Below are 18,265 nucleotides of genomic sequence, written 5' to 3'. Positions count from 1 at the left end.
TACGGGGGCACGTGCGTCATCCGCGGGTGCGTGCCGAAGAAGCTGCTCGTCTATGCGTCGCGCTACGGCGACGAGTTCGAGGATGCGCGCGGCTTTGGGTGGACGAGCGGGCCTGCGACGTTCGACTGGCGGACGCTGATCGCCAATAAGGATCGCGAGATCGCCCGTCTGGAGCAGATCTACGAAAGCAATCTCAAGGCCAAGGGCGTGGTGACGCTCAAGACGCGCGCGGAGCTGATTGGCCCCGGTGCGGTGAAGCTTTCCGACGGGCAGCGGATCACGGCGCGGACTATCCTGATCGCGACCGGGGGGCGGCGGAGCCGTTACGGCGATATTCCGGGCGCCAATCACATCGTCACCTCGAACGAGGTGTTCGAGCTGGAGGATCTGCCGAAGCGCATCGTGGTGTGCGGCGGCGGTTATATTGCGGTCGAGTTCGCCTCGATTTTCGCCGGGCTCGGCGTGGAGACGACGCTGGTTCATCGCCGGGACAAGGTGCTGCGCGGCTTCGACGAGGATCTGCGGGACGGCCTGATGGAAGCGCTCGCGGGGCGCGGGATCAGGCTCCTGATGAATGAAGCGCTGACAGGTGTTGCGCGCGATGGCGCGGCCTACCACGTGGCGCTCAGAGGCGGGGGCTCGCTGGAGACGGATCTCGTCCTCTCCGCGATCGGCCGCGAGCCGTCGACGAAGGGCCTAGGGCTCGACTCGGCGGGCGTGCGCACGGGTGCCAAGGGCGAGGTCATCGTCGACAGCTTCTCGCAGACGACGGTGCCGGGCATCTTCGCGGTGGGCGACGTAACGGACCGGGCTAACCTTACGCCGGTCGCCATTCGCGAGGGACATGCCTTCGCCGACACCGTATTCGGCAAGCGCCCCGTCCAGGTCGATCACACGCTCATTCCGACGGCTGTGTTCACGACGCCCGAGCTGGCGACGGTCGGGCTTTCGGAGGAGGCCGCGCGTGCGCTCGGGCACGAACTCGATCTCTACAAGTCGCGCTTCCGGCCGATGCGCAACACGATCTCGGGGCGCAACGAGCGCATGTTGATGAAGCTCGTGGTCGACCGGGCGACGGACCGCGTACTCGGCTGCCACGTGCTGGGGCCGGATGCGGCGGAGATCGTGCAGATGGCGGCGGTGGCGCTGCAGCTCGGGGCGCGGAAATCGGACTTCGACGCGACGATCGCGCTGCATCCGTCTGCTGGCGAGGAGCTGGTTACCCTGCGCGAGAAGTGGGCGCCGCCCGTCTGAAGGATTCAGCAAACGATACGATTTAATTCCGGCCCGCTCAGGGCTGTTGCATAGTTCCGGGGACCAGCAATAAGTGGCAGACGGAACTCGGCGGAGTACTTGGGAAACCGGTCTCCCGCGCGCCTGACGTCGTCCCGCAGCCGTGCTTCGCAGGGCCGGCCGGGATCCTGACATCTCTGTTGCATCGCGCTCTCGTATTCTCATCCACGAAGGTTTGAAGGCATATGGATCGACTGAAAGACAAGGTCGCGGTGGTGACGGGGGCAGGGGCCGGCATCGGCCGTGCGATCGCGAGCCTGTTTGCGGCCGAGGGTGCGCACGTGTTCGTGACGGATCTCAACGGAGAGAGTGCCGCCCAGGTTGCCGAGGGACTGCGAGGGCAGGGGCTTCAGGCCACGGCGATGACGGTTGACGTCTCGCGCGGGCAGGACGTGACGGCATTGTTCCGCGAGGTGGAGCGCGCCTTCGGGCGGGCGGATGTGGTCGTCAACAACGCCGGCCTCAACGTGCGCAGCGACTTCCGGCATCTCTCGGATGCGGACTGGGTGAAGATCCGGGAAGTGAACCTGGACGGCGTGGTGCGGATCGCGCGGGACGCGTTCGGCTTGCTCAAGGCTTCCGGCGACGGCTCGCTGATCAACGTGTCGTCGATCATGGGGCAGCGCGGGTTGCGACAGCTCGCGGGCTATTCCGCAACTAAGGGCGCCGTGACGGCGCTGACGAAGGCGCTGGCGGTCGAGTACGCGCCCTACAATATCCGCGTGAACTCGGTGGCGCCGGGCTACATCGACACGGCTCTGACCGAGCGCTTCCTCAAGAATCCGCTCGTCAGCAAGGCGCTGCTCGATAAGACGCCGCTCAGGCGTTTCGGGACGGCCGAGGAAATCGCGCGGGCGACGCTGTTCTTCGCGAGCGCGGATTCTGCCTACGTAACGGGTGCCGAGCTGGCCGTGGATGGCGGCATGACGGCGGGGCTCTAAGCTTCCCCGGCCTCACCGCGCCTCATGCGTGCGCGTCGCGGCCCAAGATCTTGAGGGGCGGGGCGGCGTTCAAGCGCGCAAGCTTGATCGGATGGCGCTGGGCCTTGACGGCGATCGCAGCCGTCTCCTTGCGGCCTTCGCCGCTGGGCTTGGGCGCGATGGGCTTCCTCGACGGCTTGGCGCGGAACGGCGGGAACGGACGCAGCAAAATCGCCTCCATCATCAGGGTTTGCGGTGCGGGCGGGATACCCCTCGGGGGCCGCCCGATGTAGCACTCGCGTTTCGAGATCGACAATCGGCGAGGATGCCTCGCCCACAGACATCTCTGTCCGAAAAGGAATAGCAATCGTCATGCCAGGGTGGTGTGACGGAAAAATGCGTGGCAGGTCAGGCCGGTGCGCCGGCATGTTGCGCTGCATCGCCTGAGCGGGGCGCCGGCGCGTTCAAAGTTTCGGCGCGCTCTGCCTATATCATCGGCATTCTTGCGCCCGGAAAATCGCGATCCGGTCCAAACGACTGGCTCTTGTCCTCGCTCAAGAGCTATGGTCTGAAAACGAACGAAGCGAAGACAGGTGCCTTCATGCGCTACGAAGATGACGACCGCCAGAGCAGCAACGTAGATGACCGGCGCGGTCAGGGCGGCGGCGGGTTCCGTTTCCCGGGAGGTGGCGGCGGGCGCGGTATCCAGATCCCGATCGGCGGCCGTGGCGGCATGAGCATCACGTCGCTGCTGATCCTCGGCGCGATCATGCTGTTCTTCGGCATCAACCCGCTGGACGTGCTGCTGGGCGGTGGTCAGGGCATTCCCGACATCTCGAATATGCCTCAGCAGCAGCAGGCGCCGCGCCGCACGGCGGAGCGCAACAATCCCTTCGAGATCCCCGGGCTGCCCGGCGCTGAGCCCGCCGGACAGGAGAAGCCGGTTCCTAAGGCCACCGACGAGATGAAGGTGTTCATCTCGCGTGTGCTCGCCGATACGGAGGACGTTTGGAACCAGGTGTTTCAGAGCTTCGGGCGCAAGTACAAGGAGCCGCAGCTCGTGCTGTTCAGCGGCGGCACGCAGACGGCGTGCGGCACCGGCGTTTCGGCCATGGGGCCGTTCTATTGCCCGCTCGATCAGAAGGTCTACGTGGACCTCGTTTTCTATGACGAGCTGAAGCGCCGCTTCAACGCGCCGGGTGATTTCGCGCAGGCTTACGTGATCGCGCACGAGGTCGGCCATCATGTGCAGACCCTGCTCGGCATCTCGGATCAGGTGCAGCGGGCGAAGTCTCGCGTGAGCGAGCGGGAAGGCAACCGCATCCAGGTGATGATGGAGCTGCAGGCCGATTGCCTGGCGGGCGTGTGGGCCAATCTCAACGATCAGCTCAAGAACCGGCTCGAAAGCGGCGACATCGACGAGGCGCTCAACGCGGCGAGCCAGATCGGCGACGACATGATCCAGAAGCGCACGCAGGGCCGCATCGTGCCGGATGCGTTCACGCACGGCACCTCGGCGCAGAGGCAGGCGTGGTTCAAGCGCGGGTTCCAGTCCGGCGAGATGAAGGCGTGCGACACCTTCAAGGCGGACGATCTCTAGGTTTCGCCAAGACGCAGATCCTTCCCCGGTCATAGTGGAGCGATGCTCCGCAGGGGCCGGGAGAGGAATGCCGCGCGCAGGTCAGTCTTTCTCGCGATCGTAATAGTCGACCGTGTTCTCGGCGCGGAAGATCTTGCGCAGGCCGCGCTCGCCGCGATTGCCGGTCACGATCGAAACCTTCTGTGAATCCGGGTATTCGCACGCTTCGACGTCGACGAGGTTCGAGAGTGCCAGATAGCGCATCGTCGTCGTGCCCGTGTTGATGATCTGATGCGCCACCTCAGGTCCTCCCGGCGGGCACGCGATGACGTCGTGCTTGCGGATCGGATAGCGCCTGTCTCCGAAGCGCAGCTCGCCTTCGCCTTCGAGGATCAGAAACATTTCCTCTTCGCCGTGATGGCAATGGAAAGGGCACTGGACCTTCCCCGGCGGCAGGACGGTCAGATTGTACCCCAGTTTCTTCGCGCCGATGTGATCGCTGATCTGGCCGCGGCTCGACGTGTAGATGCCGTTTTCTTCGACATCGTCGAATTCGACCTCGTCGAGGTTCATGATGGGCTTCATGTGTGCTGCTCCTCAGACCGGTTGGTGTCACGCGGTTCTGGCGTGCAGACATGGCGGTTGTTTGCCGGCGCGTGCCTTGTGGCGCGCGAAGCCGTCGCCAAAACGGCGTCTCCCCGCGCTCGTGGCGGAGCTGAGCTTCGCCATGAGCCGGGGAGGACGTGTGGTCGCGTCGTGTCGCTCGTGCCGTGGGCTAGAGCGCGTCGCCGGTGAAGCGGCCGACGGAGCAGGGCGTCGCCTTGAGGGCCAGCTCCTGGCAGAGCCTGCGCGCCTCGTCCACCGAGGCGACCGGGCCGACAACCAGATCGTAGGTCTGCTCGGCGCCGGAAGAGTCGGTGGTGTAACGCGGCTCGAGGGCGCGGAGGGTGTCGCCGTGGCGCTCGTTGAGCAGGGTCCAGCTCAGACGCAGGCTGTCGACCGAGGGGCCGGTCGCGATCTGCACGCCGATAAGGGGCTTCGCTGGCGGCGCCGTCTGCGAGGGCGGAACGGCAATGGTGGTGGTGACGGTCGGCGGGCCAAACGTGATGGCGCCGGCTGCGGGCTGGGCGACGCTGCCGGTCTCTAGGCCCGGCGCGGCCTTGTTGGCGGCCGCCTTCTTCGCGGCTTCCTTCTCAGCCGCTTTCTCAGCCGCTTTCTGGGCGGGAGTGGCTGCGGCCGTCTGGGCCGGCTCGGCCTTGGTCTTGGCGCCCTTGGCCTGCGCGGCTGCCGTCTTGGCGTTGGCATCCTTGGCGGCAATGCGCTGCGGGTCCGTCTGATCGGCCGCTTCCAGCGCCGCCATGCGGGTGGCGAGATCACGGGCCGCATCGGTCTGGCCCGAGACCTGGGCGCGCAGCTCGATCAGCTCGTTGCGGAAGAGATCGATCGTCTCGCGGAGCGTATGCACCTCCGCCACAGCCTCGCCGATGGCCTTCTGGGAAGCTTCAGTCTCTGCCGCGGCCGTCTTCGTGCCGGCGCCCAGATAGCGGGCGACGAGGGCGGGCTGCGTGGCGAGAAGACCGAGATAGATGAGCGACAGGGTGGCGAGACCCGCCCAAATCAGGACGTAGGGGGTGAAAGTGCGGCTCCTGGCTGGCGGGGCGCTCGACGGCGAACTCGGCTGCGGGAGGCTTTTTTCCGTCATGATCTGTTTTCCGGACCCTACTGTGTTGGAGGCTTTCCAGCGCCGCCGCCAAATGAAACCGGCCTTTCGATCAGGCCTTCCGAACACCGGGCGACGCGGCCTCTTGCATGAGAATGTTGGTGTCTGAGTCGGGCCCGGAGGGTCAACGTAACGGGGTGATGCAACTGTGGACGATTTGGGGAAAAGCCAGCAGGCCCGGGAGGGGTGTCCGGGGTGCATCAGTCCGGCGGCTGATTTGCGATCCGGCGTGGGGAGCGATAGCGTGCTGCCCGATTCTCGCGTGCTGCGGCCGGTCCCGGTTCCCAAAGGACCGTAGAATGGTCGCAAGCTCTTCAATTGGCCGTGCTTTTCTGCGGGGAACCGGGTTCCGGTCCTCCGGCGGCCCTCAAGCGTCCAGGGTTTCTCCATGAGCAGATCGCTGCTTACCGTCATACTTGCCGCCGGCAAGGGAACGCGCATGCGCTCGAACCTGCCGAAGGTTCTACATCGCATCGCGGGGCGATCGATGCTGGGGCACGTGCTCGCACGCGCCAAGAGCGTCGGCGGGGACAAGCTCGCGGTGGTGGTGGGCCCCGGCATGGACGCGGTGCGCAAGGAGGCGACGGCGGCGGTTCCGGATGCGGCTGTCTACGTGCAGGAGAACCAGGCGGGGACGGCGGATGCCGTGCTGGCCGCGCGCGAAGCCATCGCGGCGCATAAAGGCGACCTGCTGGTTCTGTTCGCGGATACGCCGCTTATCACGAAGGAAACCCTGGAGGCGCTCATCGGAGAGCTGGACCGGGGTGCGGCGGTGGCGGTGCTCGGCTTCTATGCGCGCGATCCCGGCAGCTATGGGCGGTTGCTCACGTCGGTAGACGGCACCCTGCTCGCGATCCGTGAAGCCAAGGACGCGAGCCCGGCCGAGCGCGAGGTCAAGCTCTGCAACTCCGGCGTGATGGCATTCCGGCTCGATTCGCCGATCGCTGTGCTCGACAAAATCGGCAACGCCAACGCGAAGGGCGAGTTCTATCTCACGGATGCGATCGAGATCGTGCGCAGCCAGGGCGGCCGCGCGGGCGTGGTCGTGTGCGAGGAGGACGAGGTGCTCGGCGTCAACGCGCGCCGGGAACTCGCTCAGGCGGAAGCGATCTGGCAGCGCCGCGCACGGGAGCAGGCCATGGACGAAGGCGTGACGCTGATCTCGCCCGAGACGGTGTGGTTCTCGTTCGATACCGCGCTGGCGCGTGACGTGGTGGTCGAGCCCAACGTGTTCTTCGGCCCCGGCGTGACGGTGGACGAGGGCGCCGAGATCAAGGCCAACTCCTACCTCGAAGGCGCGCGTGTGGGCGCGGGCGCGCGGGTCGGCCCCTACGCGCGGCTCCGGCAGGGCGCGGTTCTGGGACGAGACGTGCACATCGGAAATTTTGTCGAGGTGAAGAACGTGGCGCTTGGCGACGGGGCCAAGGCCAACCACCTCTCCTACCTGGGCGACGGCTCGGTGGGGGCGAAGGCGAACATCGGCGCCGGTACGATTTTCTGCAATTACGACGGCTTCTTCAAAAGCAAGACCGAGATCGGGGAGGGGGCGTTCGTCGGCTCCAACTCCTCGCTAGTCGCGCCGGTCAAGATCGGCGCGGGGGCCTACATCGGATCGGGCAGCGTGATCACCAAGAACGTGGAAGCGGATGCACTGGCGCTGGAGCGCAGCTCCCAGGAGGAACGTCCTGGGTGGGCTGCCAAATTTCGCATCATGATGGCGCGCCGGAAGGCGCAGGCGAGTGGGAAATAAGTCGCGTTAAGAATCGACATATTGTTTGATTTGATAGGCCGCCGCTCGTTTCGTACGGCAAGTCCGGGGGCGTCTTCCATCTCTCCGTCCGATTCCGGTCGATCTCCAGCTTTGCAGCGAAAGGCTCACCGATGTGTGGCATTGTCGGCATTCTCGGCAGCAAACCCGTGGCGACGGATCTCGTCGATGCGCTGAGGCGGCTCGAGTATCGCGGCTATGACAGCGCCGGTGTGGCGACCGTCGAAAACGGGCATCTCGAGCGGCGGCGCGCGGAAGGCAAGCTGCGCAATCTGGAAACCCGGCTGCTCTCGGAGCCCCTCTCGGGGCACACGGGCATCGGGCATACGCGCTGGGCGACACATGGGCGGCCCACGGAGCGCAATGCGCATCCGCACATGAGCGCCAAGGTGTCGGTGGTTCACAACGGCATCATCGAGAACTTCCGCGAGCTCAAGACGGAGCTCACTGCCAAGGGGCACACGTTCGAGACGGACACGGATACGGAAGCCGTCGTGCATCTCGTCACCGATGAGATGGAGCGGGGCGCGGGGCCGATCGATGCGGTGAAGGCCGCGCTCGGCAAGCTGAAGGGTGCGTTCGCGCTCGGCATCATCTTCGCGGGTGAGGACGATCTGATGATCGCCGCGCGGCAGGGAAGCCCGCTCGCCATCGGGCACGGCAGCGGCGAGATGTATCTCGGCAGCGATGCCATCGCGCTCGCGCCGTTCACGGACGCAATCACCTATCTCGAGGAAGGCGACTGGGCGGTGATGCGCCGCGCGGGCGTGCAGGTGTTCGACCGCGCAGGCCAGCCCGTGACGCGCCCGCTCATCAAGTCGGTCGCGAGTTCGCTGCTGGTCGACAAGGGTAATCACCGCCACTTCATGGCGAAGGAGATCCACGAGCAGCCGGACGTCATCAGCCATACGCTCTCCAACTATCTGGACATGGCGAATGCGCGGGTGAACTTTCCGGATCTCGGCATCGATCTCACCAAGATCTCGCGCGTGACGATCTCTGCGTGCGGCACCGCTTACTACGCAGGTCTCGTGGGCAAGTACTGGATTGAGCGCTACGCGCGCGTGCCGGTCGAGATCGATGTCGCCTCCGAAATGCGCTATCGCGAGGCGCCGCTGCCGGCGGACGGCCTCGCCGTGTTCGTCTCGCAGTCGGGCGAGACGGCGGACACGCTGGCGACGCTGCGCTATGCCAAGGCCAACGGCCAGCGCATCGCCTCCATCGTCAACGTGCGCACGTCGACGATCGCGCGCGAATCGCACGCTGTGCTGCCAACGCTCGCGGGGCCTGAGATCGGCGTCGCCTCGACCAAGGCTTTCACGTGCCAGCTTGCCGCGCTCGCGTGCCTTGCCATCGCGATTGGGCGTGCGCGCGGGGCGATCTCTCAGGAGCTGGAGCAGGAATTAGTGACGGCGCTCGTTGAGGTGCCGCGTCTCATCTCGACGGTGCTGCGCAACGAGGAGCAGTACATCGAACTTGCTCACGGGCTCTCGAAGGCGCGCGACGTGCTCTATCTCGGACGCGGCTCCAGCTATCCGCTGGCGCTCGAAGGGGCGCTCAAGCTCAAGGAGATCTCGTACATCCACGCGGAGGGCTACGCGGCGGGCGAGCTCAAGCACGGGCCGATCGCGCTGATCGACGAGGCGGTGCCGGTGATCGTGGTGGCGCCGGAGGACGACCTGCTCGAGAAGACGGTGTCGAACGTGCAGGAAGTGGCCGCCCGCGGTGGACAGATCATATTGATCTCGAACGCTAATCCCGAGACGATCGGGTGCGCGCTCGCGGCCCATATCCCGACGCCCAAGGCGCATCCGTTGACCAATCCGCTGATCTACGCGATCCCGGTTCAGCTTCTCGCCTATCATACGGCCGTGTTCATGGGGACCGACGTCGATCAGCCGCGTAATCTCGCCAAGTCGGTTACGGTCGAATGAGGGGGATAAGCGCGGTCACCGTGTTGCCCCGGATTTGCCTCTTCCGTCTGGTTGACTTAGATGTTCGTGGGGTGCTGCGTCAGGCTAGCGGCAGGGAAAATAGCGCATGGTAAACGCTGCTCATCGAAAGACGGGCGCCGGGCGGGTGGGTTTGCCCTTGTTGGCAGCCGCGCTGGCGCTTGGCGTCGCGGTGCTGCCGGCGAGCGCCTATGCGGCTGGCGAGACGAACAAGAAGACCACCAACAAATCCGCCAAGCAGAAGAAGCAGGATGCCGCGCCGCAGGTCGATACGGCTGCGATCCAGCGCGCTTACGCCGCCGGTACCAAGGCTTTCGAATCCGGTGACATGGCCGGGGCGGAGCAGCAGCTCAGCGTGGCTCTAGCGGGCGGCGGTCTGCCCAACGCGCAAATGGCACGTGCGCTGTATTTCCGTGGTTCGGCTTATCGGCAACTCGGCCGGCCCGCGCAGGCGATCTCGGATCTGACCACAGCCATCTGGCTCAAGGGCGGGCTTCCGGACACTCTCAAGAAGAAGGCAACCGAGGAGCGCCAGCTCGCCTATCGCGAAGCCGGGCTGGGTGATAATCCGCCCCCGATCGGCGCGGCGCCGCTCGATCAGTCGACGGCGACGGCCTCTGCAGGCGGGGCGAAGCCCGGCGCGCAGGTGGTGGATGTCTCGCAGCAGTCCTCGTTCTGGAATTTCCTTTCGCTGCCGACACTGCCGTCGCTGACCGGCGGCTCGTCCTCGCCGTCGCCGGCGCCCGCGCAGCAGACGGCGCAGGCTACGGCCGTCGTGCCGACCTCCATGTCTGCGGCCATCGCTCCTGCGCCCGCTGCCGCACCGGTTTCCGGGTTTGCGGCGGCTCCCGAGGCTCCCGCGGCCGTTGCGCAGACCTCGTGGGATACGCAGACCGCGACGACGAGCTCGCCGCCACCGGCTCAGGCGCAGATCGTGGCAGGCTATGCCCCCGCGTCGGACGCGGGCGGTTTCAACACGATGCCGGGCGCGGCCGCCGCGCCGCAGAGCCCGGCCTCGAACCCTCTCGCGGGCGCAGGCTCGGCGGTGAGCGGGTTCTTCGGCAACATCTTCGGCTCCGGCACGTCCGGCTCGCAGGCCTCCGCCGAGGCCTCGCCGGTCACGACCGGCTCGACGGCGCAGCCGTCCGGCTGGGGCCCGGAGACGACAGTTACCACGGCGCAGACGTCGTCGATGGTTCAGCGCGGACCCGACGCGCCGACCGAGCTTCCCTGGGGAGGCCCGCAGACGGCAACCGCACCGGCGCCCAGCAAGAAGACCAAGACCGCATCGGTGGGTGCGGCAGGTGGTGCCTACAAGCTCCAGGTCGCGGCCGTGCGCTCGCGCGAGGAGGCCGAAAAGCTCGCGCAATCGCTGCGTACCTATCAGGCCGTGCAGAACGGCACAGTGACGCCCGAGATCGACGAAGCCGTGATCGGCAGCATGGGCACGTTCTACCGCGTGCGGCTCGGGCCTTATGCCGATGCGGCGGAGCCCGGCCAGCTCTGCAAGACGCTCAAGCCACAAGGTTTCGACTGTCTGGTGGTGACGCAGTAGCGGACCGGCGGCCGGGACTTGGCGGATCGCGGCGGGTGTTGACGAGTGACACCCGAGACCCCACCATGGTCCTGCGATGACGAACACCCCTTCCGGCAAAAAGCCCAGCGGCAGCGACGACGGCGGACTTTCTGCCGGGCTTCAGCGTCTGGCTACCGATGATGGTGCCCCGCTACGCATCGGCGCCCGGCTCCGGAACTACTTTCTGACCGGCCTCATCATCGTCGGGCCGGTCACGCTCACGATCTACATCATCTGGTGGGTGATCAACGTCACGGACGCGTGGCTCAAGCCGTTCGTGCCGCGCATCTATCTTCCGGATACGTATCTTCCCTTCGCGGTGCCCGGCATCGGGCTTCTGTTCGGCATCCTGTTCCTGACGGTGACCGGCGCGCTCGCCGCCAACCTGTTGGGACGCTCGCTGATCTCGTTCGGTGAGATGGCGCTCGATCGCATGCCGATCGTGCGCAACGTGTACCGGGCGCTGAAGCAGTTCTTCGAGTCGCTGGTGTCGGCGTCAGCGAGCGGCACGCAGCAGGGCTTTCAGAAGGTGGGTCTGATCGAGTTTCCCTCGAAGGGTCTCTGGTCCATCGTGTTCGTGACGGGCGAGACCAAGGGCGAGATCAACATCGCGCAGCCCGGCGGGGAAGAGGACCTGCTGACGGTGTTCATGCCGACAGGCATCGTGCCGCCGACGGGCTTCATCTGCTTCGTGCCGCGCCGCGACGTAAAGTTCCTCAAAATGAGCGTCGAGGATGCGGCCAAGATCGTGATGTCGGCTGGCATGGTCGTGCCGGACTACGAGGCGCGGCTCAAGCAGCTCGCCGAGCGCGGCATCAGAACCGAGACGAAGCGGCCTCCGCCTCCGGCTCCCGGGACGACGCCCGAGGGCGGGACGTGAGCGGCTAGCGCTGCCATCCGGAACGTGATGCGCGCGGTTCTGTCTACGCCGCGCGGAACAGGCGGATGGCCTCGTCGCATTCGAAGAGATAGAGCAGGCGGCGCAGGGCCTGGCCGCGCTCGGTGGTGAGCGCGGGGTCGGCCTGATAGATCAGGCGTGCGTCGTCGTGGGCTGCTTGCAGCATCTCGGAGAAGTTCACGCCGCCCGCAACGCGGAACTCCGCTTCTCCGCTCTGGCGCGCACCCAGCACCTCGCCGCCGCCGCGCAGCTCGAGATCCTTCTCCGCGATCAGGAAGCCGTCTTCGGTCTCCTCCATCATCTTGAGGCGCTCTTGAGCAGTCTTGGTCAGCGGCTCCTGATAGAGCAGCATGCAGAAGCTCTCGCGGCTGCCGCGGCCTACGCGGCCGCGGAGCTGGTGAAGCTGGGCCAGGCCGAAGCGCTCGGCGTGCTCGATCACCATGATGTTGGCATTCGGCACGTTGACGCCGACCTCGATGACGGTTGTGGCGACGAGCACCTTGAGATTGCCGTCGGCGAAGGCGGCCATGGTGGCGTCCTTGGCAGTGGCGTTCATGCCGCCGTGGAGGAGGCCGACGCCTTCGCCGAGGATCTGGGTCAGATGCGCGTGGCGTTCCTCGGCGGCGGCGAGATCTGACACGTCCGAGCTTTCGATGAGCGGGCAGACCCAATAGACCTGCGCGCCCTCCGCAAGCTGTACCTTGATGCGCGCGATCAGCTTCTCGATGCTGGTGTTGGGGATTTGGCGCGTGGTGATGGGTTTGCGGCCGGCGGGCTTCTCGGAAAGGCGCGAGACTTCGAGATCGCCGTAATGCGTCATGAGAAGCGTGCGCGGAATGGGCGTTGCCGTCATGACCAGCATGTTGGCGCCGCCTTCGCCTCCCTTGGTCTGGAGCGCGAGGCGCTGGTGGACGCCAAAGCGATGCTGCTCGTCGATGACGGCGAAGGCGAGATCGCGAAAGACGACGTCGTCCTGGAAGAGCGCGTGGGTGCCGATGAGGATGTCGATCTCGCCCGAGGCGAGGCGGCTCAAAAGCTCGTCGCGGGCTCGGCCTTTCTCGCGCCCGGTGAGGAGGCCGACGCAGAGGCCCGCGGCCTCCGCGAGCGGCGCGATGGTTTCTGCGTGCTGGCGGGCGAGCACCTCGGTGGGGGCCATGAGGGCCGCTTGTGCGCCGGCCTCCACCGCCGTTGCCATGGCCAGCAGCGCGACGACGGTCTTGCCGGAGCCTACGTCGCCCTGGAGGAGCCGCAACATGCGCCGCGGCGAGCTCATGTCGATCTCGATCTCCTTGAGTGCGGCCGTCTGCGAGCCCGTCAGCTTGAAGGGTAGGGCGGCGACAATCTTTTGGCGCAGGCGTCCGTCGCCTTTCACAGGGCGGCCGCGCTGAGCCTTGAAGCTTTCGCGCACGATGGCGAGCGCGAGCTGGTTGGCGAGCAGCTCGTCGTAGGCGATGCGCTGGAGCGGGGTGCTGCCGGGGGAGACGTCTGCGGCGTCGTCCGGATGGTGGAGGCGCTTCAACGCCTCGGCGAAGGACGGCCAGCCGCGCTGCTTGAGCCAGGCCGCATCCTGCCACTCGTCAAGCGCGGGGGCTTTGTCGAGGGCCTGGCGCTCGGCCTTGAGCAGCACCTTTCCGGAGAGGCCGCCCGTGAGCGGATAGACCGGCTCCAGCAGCGGGAGATCGCCGCGCGCCTCGGGGGCCACGATGTAATCCGGGTGCGCCATCTGGAGTGTTTCGCCATAGCGCTCGACGCGGCCGGAGATGTAGCGCTCCTCGCCCACGGGGAGCTGCCGCTCGATGAAGGAGCGCTCTGCGCGGAAGAAGATGAGATCGAGGCGGCCGGTCTCGTCCTCGGTCGAGACTTTGTAGGGCGCTTTGTTGTTTCCGCGCGGGGGCGCCTTATGCTTCAGCACGCGCACCTTGAGGGTGGCGATGGTGCCGGGAATGGCGGCGGCTACGGTTGGCTCGGCGCGCCGGTCGATGACGCCCGTGGGCAGATGCCAGAGCAGGTCGATGACGCGGGGTTGCGCGACGCCCGGGGGCAGTTTCAGCGCCTTCTTGAGCAGCGTCATGACGTGCGGGCCGACACCCTTCAGGGTATCGGCGGATGCGAACAGGGGAGATAGCTCGTTGGGCCGCATGTCGTCTGCGTCGGAACCGCGCTCGGGGGTTTGGTTATCTCGTTGTTCTGGGTCTGGAAAGAGTTTCCGGAACCGGCCTGCGGCGACGCGGGAGGGCGACCGCCCTCTCCATGGGCTGACAGGCCCCGGAGAGGGCGTTATATGACACCCCGAGGCGGGCGAAGCAAAGCGGGCCCGGCACGCAAACGGTTTTTCTGATCATGAGCGACGATATCGAGGTGCGGCGCCGTCGCGCAGCCTGGCGCGCGGCCCACCGGGGAACCAAGGAGCTCGATCTTCTGGTGGGCCGGTTCGCGGAGGAGCGGCTCTCCGGCATGTCGGGCGAGGAGCTGGCGCGGTTCGAGCGCTTCCTGGCCGTGACCGAGCCGCAGATCCAAGCCTGGCTGCTGGGGCCGCCTCCCGGCGATGTGGCGTTCGAGTTCTCGGACGTGGTTGCCGAAATCCGGAAGTTTCACGGTCTCGGTTGAGCGGGGCTGGCGCACGCACCGGCTGCGTGCGGATCAAGAGGTATGAACGAGGCTATGAGCGAGCGGGCGGATCTGATCTTCACGGGCGTGCCGGAGGGGCTGGACGCGCTCGTGCTCGCACGCCTGGTGGAGGAGGCTGCCGAAGGCGAGCGTGCGGGCATCGTGCTACACGTGGCGCGCGACGACCGCCGCCTCGAAGCGCTCGAAGGACAACTGCGCTTTTTCGCGCCGAAAGTGCGCGTGGTGCCGTTTCCGGCGTGGGATACGGTGCCGTATGACCGCGTGGGGCCGAACCCCGAGATCGTGGCCAAGCGCATCACGGCGCTGTCCCGCCTCGCCCTCGGCAACCGCAGTGAGCCGCTGATCGTGCTGACCACGGTGAACGCGGTGCTTCAGCGGGTGCCGCCGCGCGCGTTCATCCGCAACGCCATGAAGAGCGTGGCGCCGGGGCAGCGGGTGGATCTCAACCGGTTCGTCGCGCGGCTTTCGCTTGCGGGCTACACGCGCACCGGCACGGTGATGGAGGCCGGCGAGTTCGCCGTGCGGGGCGGCATTCTCGACCTCTTTCCGCCGGGGCGGCAGAACCCGGTGCGGTTCGATTTCTTCGGCGACACGCTGGAAAGCATCAAGGTGTTCGATGCGGAGACGCAACGCACCGCCAAGCCGCTACGCAAGCTGATCGTGATGCCGGTTTCGGAGGTGGCGTTCGGCGAGGCGCCGACGGCGCTGTTCCGCTCGCGCTATGTGGAACTGTTCGGCGGGGCGACCGGTGACGATCCGCTCTACGAAGCCGTGAGCGCGGGAAGCCGCTACGGCGGGCAGGAGCACTGGCTGCCGCTGTTCCACGAGACGCTCGAAACGCTGACCGACTACATGGACGGCGCGACGCTGAGCTTCGACAATCTGGTCGACGACGCGGTGAAGAGCCGCTTCGAGCAGGTGAGCGAGCACTATCTCGCGCGCACGGAAGGGCTCGAGGCGCAGCGGTTCGGCGCGCCGCCCTATAAGCCGGTGCCGCCGGACATGATGTTCCTCGACGCGGCGCAGTGGGGAAAGGTGCTCGCCCAGCACAGGGTCGTGCGGCTGACGCCTTTCGAGATGACCGAGGGACCGGGCGTTCGCCCCTGGCGCGGACGTGCGGGGCGCTCGTTCGCGCCCGAGCGGCAGAATCCGGATGCGAACGTGTTCGATGCCGTCGTGGCGCACGTGAAGAAAGTGCACGCCGAGCACCGGCGCGTGCTGGTGGCGGCGTGGACGCCTGGTGCGCGTGAGCGGCTCTCGTCTCTCCTCTCCGATCACGGCCTCAAGGCGCAGGCCAAGGTCGAGGGATATGCGGATGCGCTCGCGCTCGATCCCAACGTGACGGGGCTTGCCGTTCTCGGTCTCGAGCAAGGCTTCGAGACGCCGGAGCTCGCGGTGATCGCGGAGCAGGACATCCTGGGCGACCGGCTCGTCCGGCCGCGGCGCAAGGCCAAGCGCGCGGCCGACGTTCTGACCGAGGCTACGAGCCTCTCGGTCGGCGATCTCGTCGTGCACGCGGACCACGGCATCGGCCGCTTTCATGGCCTCAAGACGATCACGGCGCTGGGCGCGCCGCATGACTGCCTGGAATTGAAGTACGCGGGCGGCGATACGCTCTACCTGCCGGTCGAAAACATCGAGCTTCTCTCGCGCTACGGCTCGGACGACGGCACCGCGCAACTCGACAAGCTCGGCGGCGTCGCTTGGCAGTCACGCAAGGCCAAGCTCAAGAAGCGGCTGCGCGAGATGGCGGCCGAGTTGATCAAGATCGCAGCGCTCCGTCAGCTTCGCGAGGCGCCGGTGCTGGCGCCCCCCGCCGGTGCCTACGACGAGTTCGTTGCGCGGTTCCCCTACGAGGAGACGGAAGACCAGGCTGCGAGCATCGATGCGGTTCTGGGCGACCTGCAGGCGGGCCGGCCCATGGACCGCCTCGTCTGCGGCGACGTGGGCTTCGGCAAGACGGAGGTGGCGCTGCGGGCTGCGTTCGTCGCTGCGATGAACGGCTTGCAGGTCGCCATCGTGGTGCCGACGACGCTGCTCGCGCGGCAGCATTCGCGAACGGTGAACGAGCGCTTCAAGAACCTGCCGCTCAAAATCGCGCAGGCCTCGCGCCTCGTCTCGGCCAAGGATCTCACCGAGGTGAAGGACGGGCTCAAGAACGGGACTATCGATATCGTCGTCGGGACGCACGCGCTGCTCGGCAAGCAGATCGAGTTCCAGAGGCTCGGGCTTTTGGTGATCGACGAGGAGCAGCATTTCGGCGTGTCGCACAAGGAGCGGCTGAAGCAGCTCCGTGAGGACGTGCACGTGCTGACGCTGTCCGCGACGCCCATTCCGCGCACGCTGCAATTGGCGCTGACGGGCGTGCGCGAGCTTTCGCTGATCACGACGCCGCCGGTGGATCGCCTCGCCGTGCGCACCTACATCTCGCAGTTCGATCCGGTCATTCTGATCGACGCGCTGAAGCGCGAGCGTGATCGCGGCGGGCAGACGTATTACGTCGCCCCGCGCATCTCCGATCTCGACGACGTGGCGGAGTTCCTGCGCGAGGCGGTGCCGCATCTCAAAGTCGCGCGGGCGCACGGACAGCTCGCGCCCTCTGAGCTCGAAGACGTGATGACGGCCTTCTACGAGGGGCAGTACGACGTGCTGCTCTCAACGGCGATCGTGGAATCCGGTCTCGACGTTCCCAACGCGAATACGCTGATCGTGCATCGCGCCGACATGTTCGGTCTTGCGGCGCTCTATCAGCTCCGCGGCCGCGTCGGCCGCTCCAAGCGTCGCGCGTATGCCTATTTCACGACACCGCCGGGGCAGAAGCTCACGGAAGGCGCGGAGAAGCGCCTCAAGGTGCTGCAGTCGCTCGATACGCTGGGCGCGGGGTTCTCGCTTGCCTCACACGACCTCGACATTCGCGGCGCGGGCAACCTTCTCGGCGAGGAGCAATCGGGCCATATCCGCGAGGTGGGCTTCGAGCTGTACCAGTCGATGCTGGAGGAAGCGGTCGCGGCCATGAAGGGCGGAGACCTGGGCGAGGCGGACGAGCGGTGGAGCCCCGAGATCTCGATCGGGCTTTCCGTGCTCATCCCGGAAACCTATGTCGCCGATCTGCAACTCCGGCTCGGGCTCTACCGGCGTCTGTCGGCGCTGGAAACGCGGAGCGAGATCGACGCATTCGCGGCGGAGCTGGTGGACCGGTTCGGCGAGCTGCCGGCCGAGGTCGATCACCTGCTCGATGTCATGGAGATCAAGGGGCTTTGCCGGGCGGCCGGCATCGCCAAGGTGGACGCGGGGCCGAAGGGTGCCGTCATCATGTTCCATCGCAACGCGTTCGCCAACGCGCAGGGGCTCGCGCAATTCCTGCAAGCCTCGCGCGGACTCGCGAAGCTGCAGCCGGATCACAAGCTCATCTTCAAGGGTGATTGGGACCAGCCGCAGGTGCGCTTCAAGGGCGTGCGCGGGCTCGTGGCGGCGCTGGCCGAGATCGCGGCCAAGGGCGCCAAGGCGGCATAGGAGAGGAGGCAACGGGCAACAGCCAGCGGGTTTGTGCTTGGCTGTTGCGTGTAGGGCCCGCGCGATCAGGCGCCGGCGCGCTTGGCGTGACCGCGAGCCGTGGGCGAGGGTGCGCCGCCGAAGGCGATCTTCGCGAGGTGGATCGCCTGATGATAGACCAGCGGGAAAATGACGATCAGGAAGGCGCCGATGATCTGGAGGTCACGCAAGTCAGCCTGGAACCCGCGGTAGAAGACCAGGATGCCGGAGACGAAGCCGGCAGAGCAGAGCATGGTGACCAGCACGGCGTGCAGATGATGGGCGACGACATACCAGCCGCCGATCACGGCCAGCAGCACGAAGACGCCGAGCGAGCCGAGAATGACCGGATGGTCCATCAGATACTGCGTCAGCTCCTGAAGCATGGTTCGAACCCCCT

14 protein-coding genes are annotated in these 18,265 nt (G+C 66.5%); 9 read left to right on the top strand and 5 right to left on the bottom strand.

The window, feature by feature from the left end; all coding sequences use genetic code 11:
- Both gorA and F812_RS0120975 read left to right on the top strand, forming a co-directional pair.
- The coding region (gene gorA, locus F812_RS0120980) for a glutathione-disulfide reductase (RefSeq protein ID WP_020087952.1) at nt 1–1,254 on the top strand (1,254 nt) is incomplete at its 5' end.
- 224 nt (nt 1,255–1,478) lie between these two features.
- On the top strand, nt 1,479–2,234 hold the full coding sequence (locus F812_RS0120975) for an SDR family NAD(P)-dependent oxidoreductase (protein ID WP_020087951.1): 756 nt from the start codon (nt 1,479–1,481) through the stop codon (nt 2,232–2,234).
- 22 nt (nt 2,235–2,256) lie between these two features.
- Here the strand turns inward: F812_RS0120975 and F812_RS0120970 are convergent, their stop codons facing one another.
- Nucleotides 2,257–2,442, bottom strand: coding sequence for a hypothetical protein (locus F812_RS0120970; RefSeq protein WP_198011252.1), 186 nt, complete (start codon nt 2,440–2,442; stop codon nt 2,257–2,259).
- Nucleotides 2,443–2,814: 372 nt separating this feature from the next.
- On the opposite strand from F812_RS0120970, the gene ypfJ reads away from it, so the two are divergent.
- Entirely contained in the window at nt 2,815–3,813 is a 999-nt protein-coding gene (gene ypfJ, locus F812_RS0120965; RefSeq protein ID WP_026868338.1) for a KPN_02809 family neutral zinc metallopeptidase, read from the top strand.
- Nucleotides 3,814–3,894: 81 nt separating this feature from the next.
- On the opposite strand, the gene F812_RS0120960 is transcribed toward ypfJ, so the two are convergent.
- The gene (locus tag F812_RS0120960; RefSeq protein ID WP_020087948.1) at nt 3,895–4,377 is read right to left on the bottom strand and encodes a cupin domain-containing protein; all 483 of its coding nucleotides are present in this window, start codon (nt 4,375–4,377) and stop codon (nt 3,895–3,897) included.
- A gap of 190 nt (nt 4,378–4,567) precedes the next feature.
- A complete protein-coding gene (locus tag F812_RS25795; protein ID WP_051113892.1) occupies nt 4,568–5,494 on the bottom strand; it encodes an SPOR domain-containing protein in 927 nt (308 codons plus the stop codon).
- Nucleotides 5,495–5,900: 406 nt separating this feature from the next.
- Here F812_RS25795 and glmU point away from each other — a divergent pair, with 406 nt between their 5' ends.
- The 4 genes from glmU to F812_RS24945 all read left to right on the top strand — a co-directional run bounded on the left by glmU (nt 5,901) and on the right by F812_RS24945 (nt 11,688).
- A complete protein-coding gene (glmU, locus tag F812_RS0120945) occupies nt 5,901–7,262 on the top strand; it encodes a bifunctional UDP-N-acetylglucosamine diphosphorylase/glucosamine-1-phosphate N-acetyltransferase GlmU (protein ID WP_020087947.1) in 1,362 nt (453 codons plus the stop codon).
- A gap of 131 nt (nt 7,263–7,393) precedes the next feature.
- A complete protein-coding gene (glmS, locus tag F812_RS0120940; RefSeq protein WP_020087946.1) occupies nt 7,394–9,214 on the top strand; it encodes a glutamine--fructose-6-phosphate transaminase (isomerizing) in 1,821 nt (606 codons plus the stop codon).
- A gap of 106 nt (nt 9,215–9,320) precedes the next feature.
- Nucleotides 9,321–10,787 (top strand): SPOR domain-containing protein, encoded by a 1,467-nt coding sequence (locus tag F812_RS0120935; protein ID WP_083929307.1) that lies wholly within the window; start codon nt 9,321–9,323, stop codon nt 10,785–10,787.
- A 76-nt stretch (nt 10,788–10,863) separates the two neighbouring features.
- Nucleotides 10,864–11,688, top strand: coding sequence for a DUF502 domain-containing protein (locus F812_RS24945; RefSeq protein WP_020087944.1), 825 nt, complete (start codon nt 10,864–10,866; stop codon nt 11,686–11,688).
- 43 nt (nt 11,689–11,731) lie between these two features.
- Here F812_RS24945 and recG read toward each other — a convergent pair whose 3' ends face one another.
- The gene (recG, locus tag F812_RS0120925) at nt 11,732–13,846 is read right to left on the bottom strand and encodes an ATP-dependent DNA helicase RecG (protein ID WP_020087943.1); all 2,115 of its coding nucleotides are present in this window, start codon (nt 13,844–13,846) and stop codon (nt 11,732–11,734) included.
- A 200-nt stretch (nt 13,847–14,046) separates the two neighbouring features.
- Here recG and F812_RS0120920 point away from each other — a divergent pair, with 200 nt between their 5' ends.
- Entirely contained in the window at nt 14,047–14,313 is a 267-nt protein-coding gene (locus F812_RS0120920) for a succinate dehydrogenase assembly factor 2 (protein ID WP_020087942.1), read from the top strand.
- Nucleotides 14,314–14,355: 42 nt separating this feature from the next.
- Complete coding sequence (gene mfd / locus F812_RS0120915; RefSeq protein WP_026868336.1) at nt 14,356–17,847, top strand: transcription-repair coupling factor; 3,492 nt, start codon at nt 14,356–14,358, stop codon at nt 17,845–17,847.
- Nucleotides 17,848–17,912: 65 nt separating this feature from the next.
- On the opposite strand, the gene F812_RS0120910 is transcribed toward mfd, so the two are convergent.
- Complete coding sequence (locus F812_RS0120910) at nt 17,913–18,251, bottom strand: hypothetical protein (protein WP_020087940.1); 339 nt, start codon at nt 18,249–18,251, stop codon at nt 17,913–17,915.
- Between the last annotated feature and the right edge of the window lie 14 nt (nt 18,252–18,265).

It is taken from the genome of Hyphomicrobium zavarzinii ATCC 27496, from assembly GCF_000383415.1.
GTDB classification, from domain to species: Bacteria; Pseudomonadota; Alphaproteobacteria; order Rhizobiales; family Hyphomicrobiaceae; genus Hyphomicrobium_C; species Hyphomicrobium_C zavarzinii.
Note: the sequence above shows the minus strand (reverse complement) of the source record. Positions and strands in the feature narration are given on the sequence as shown.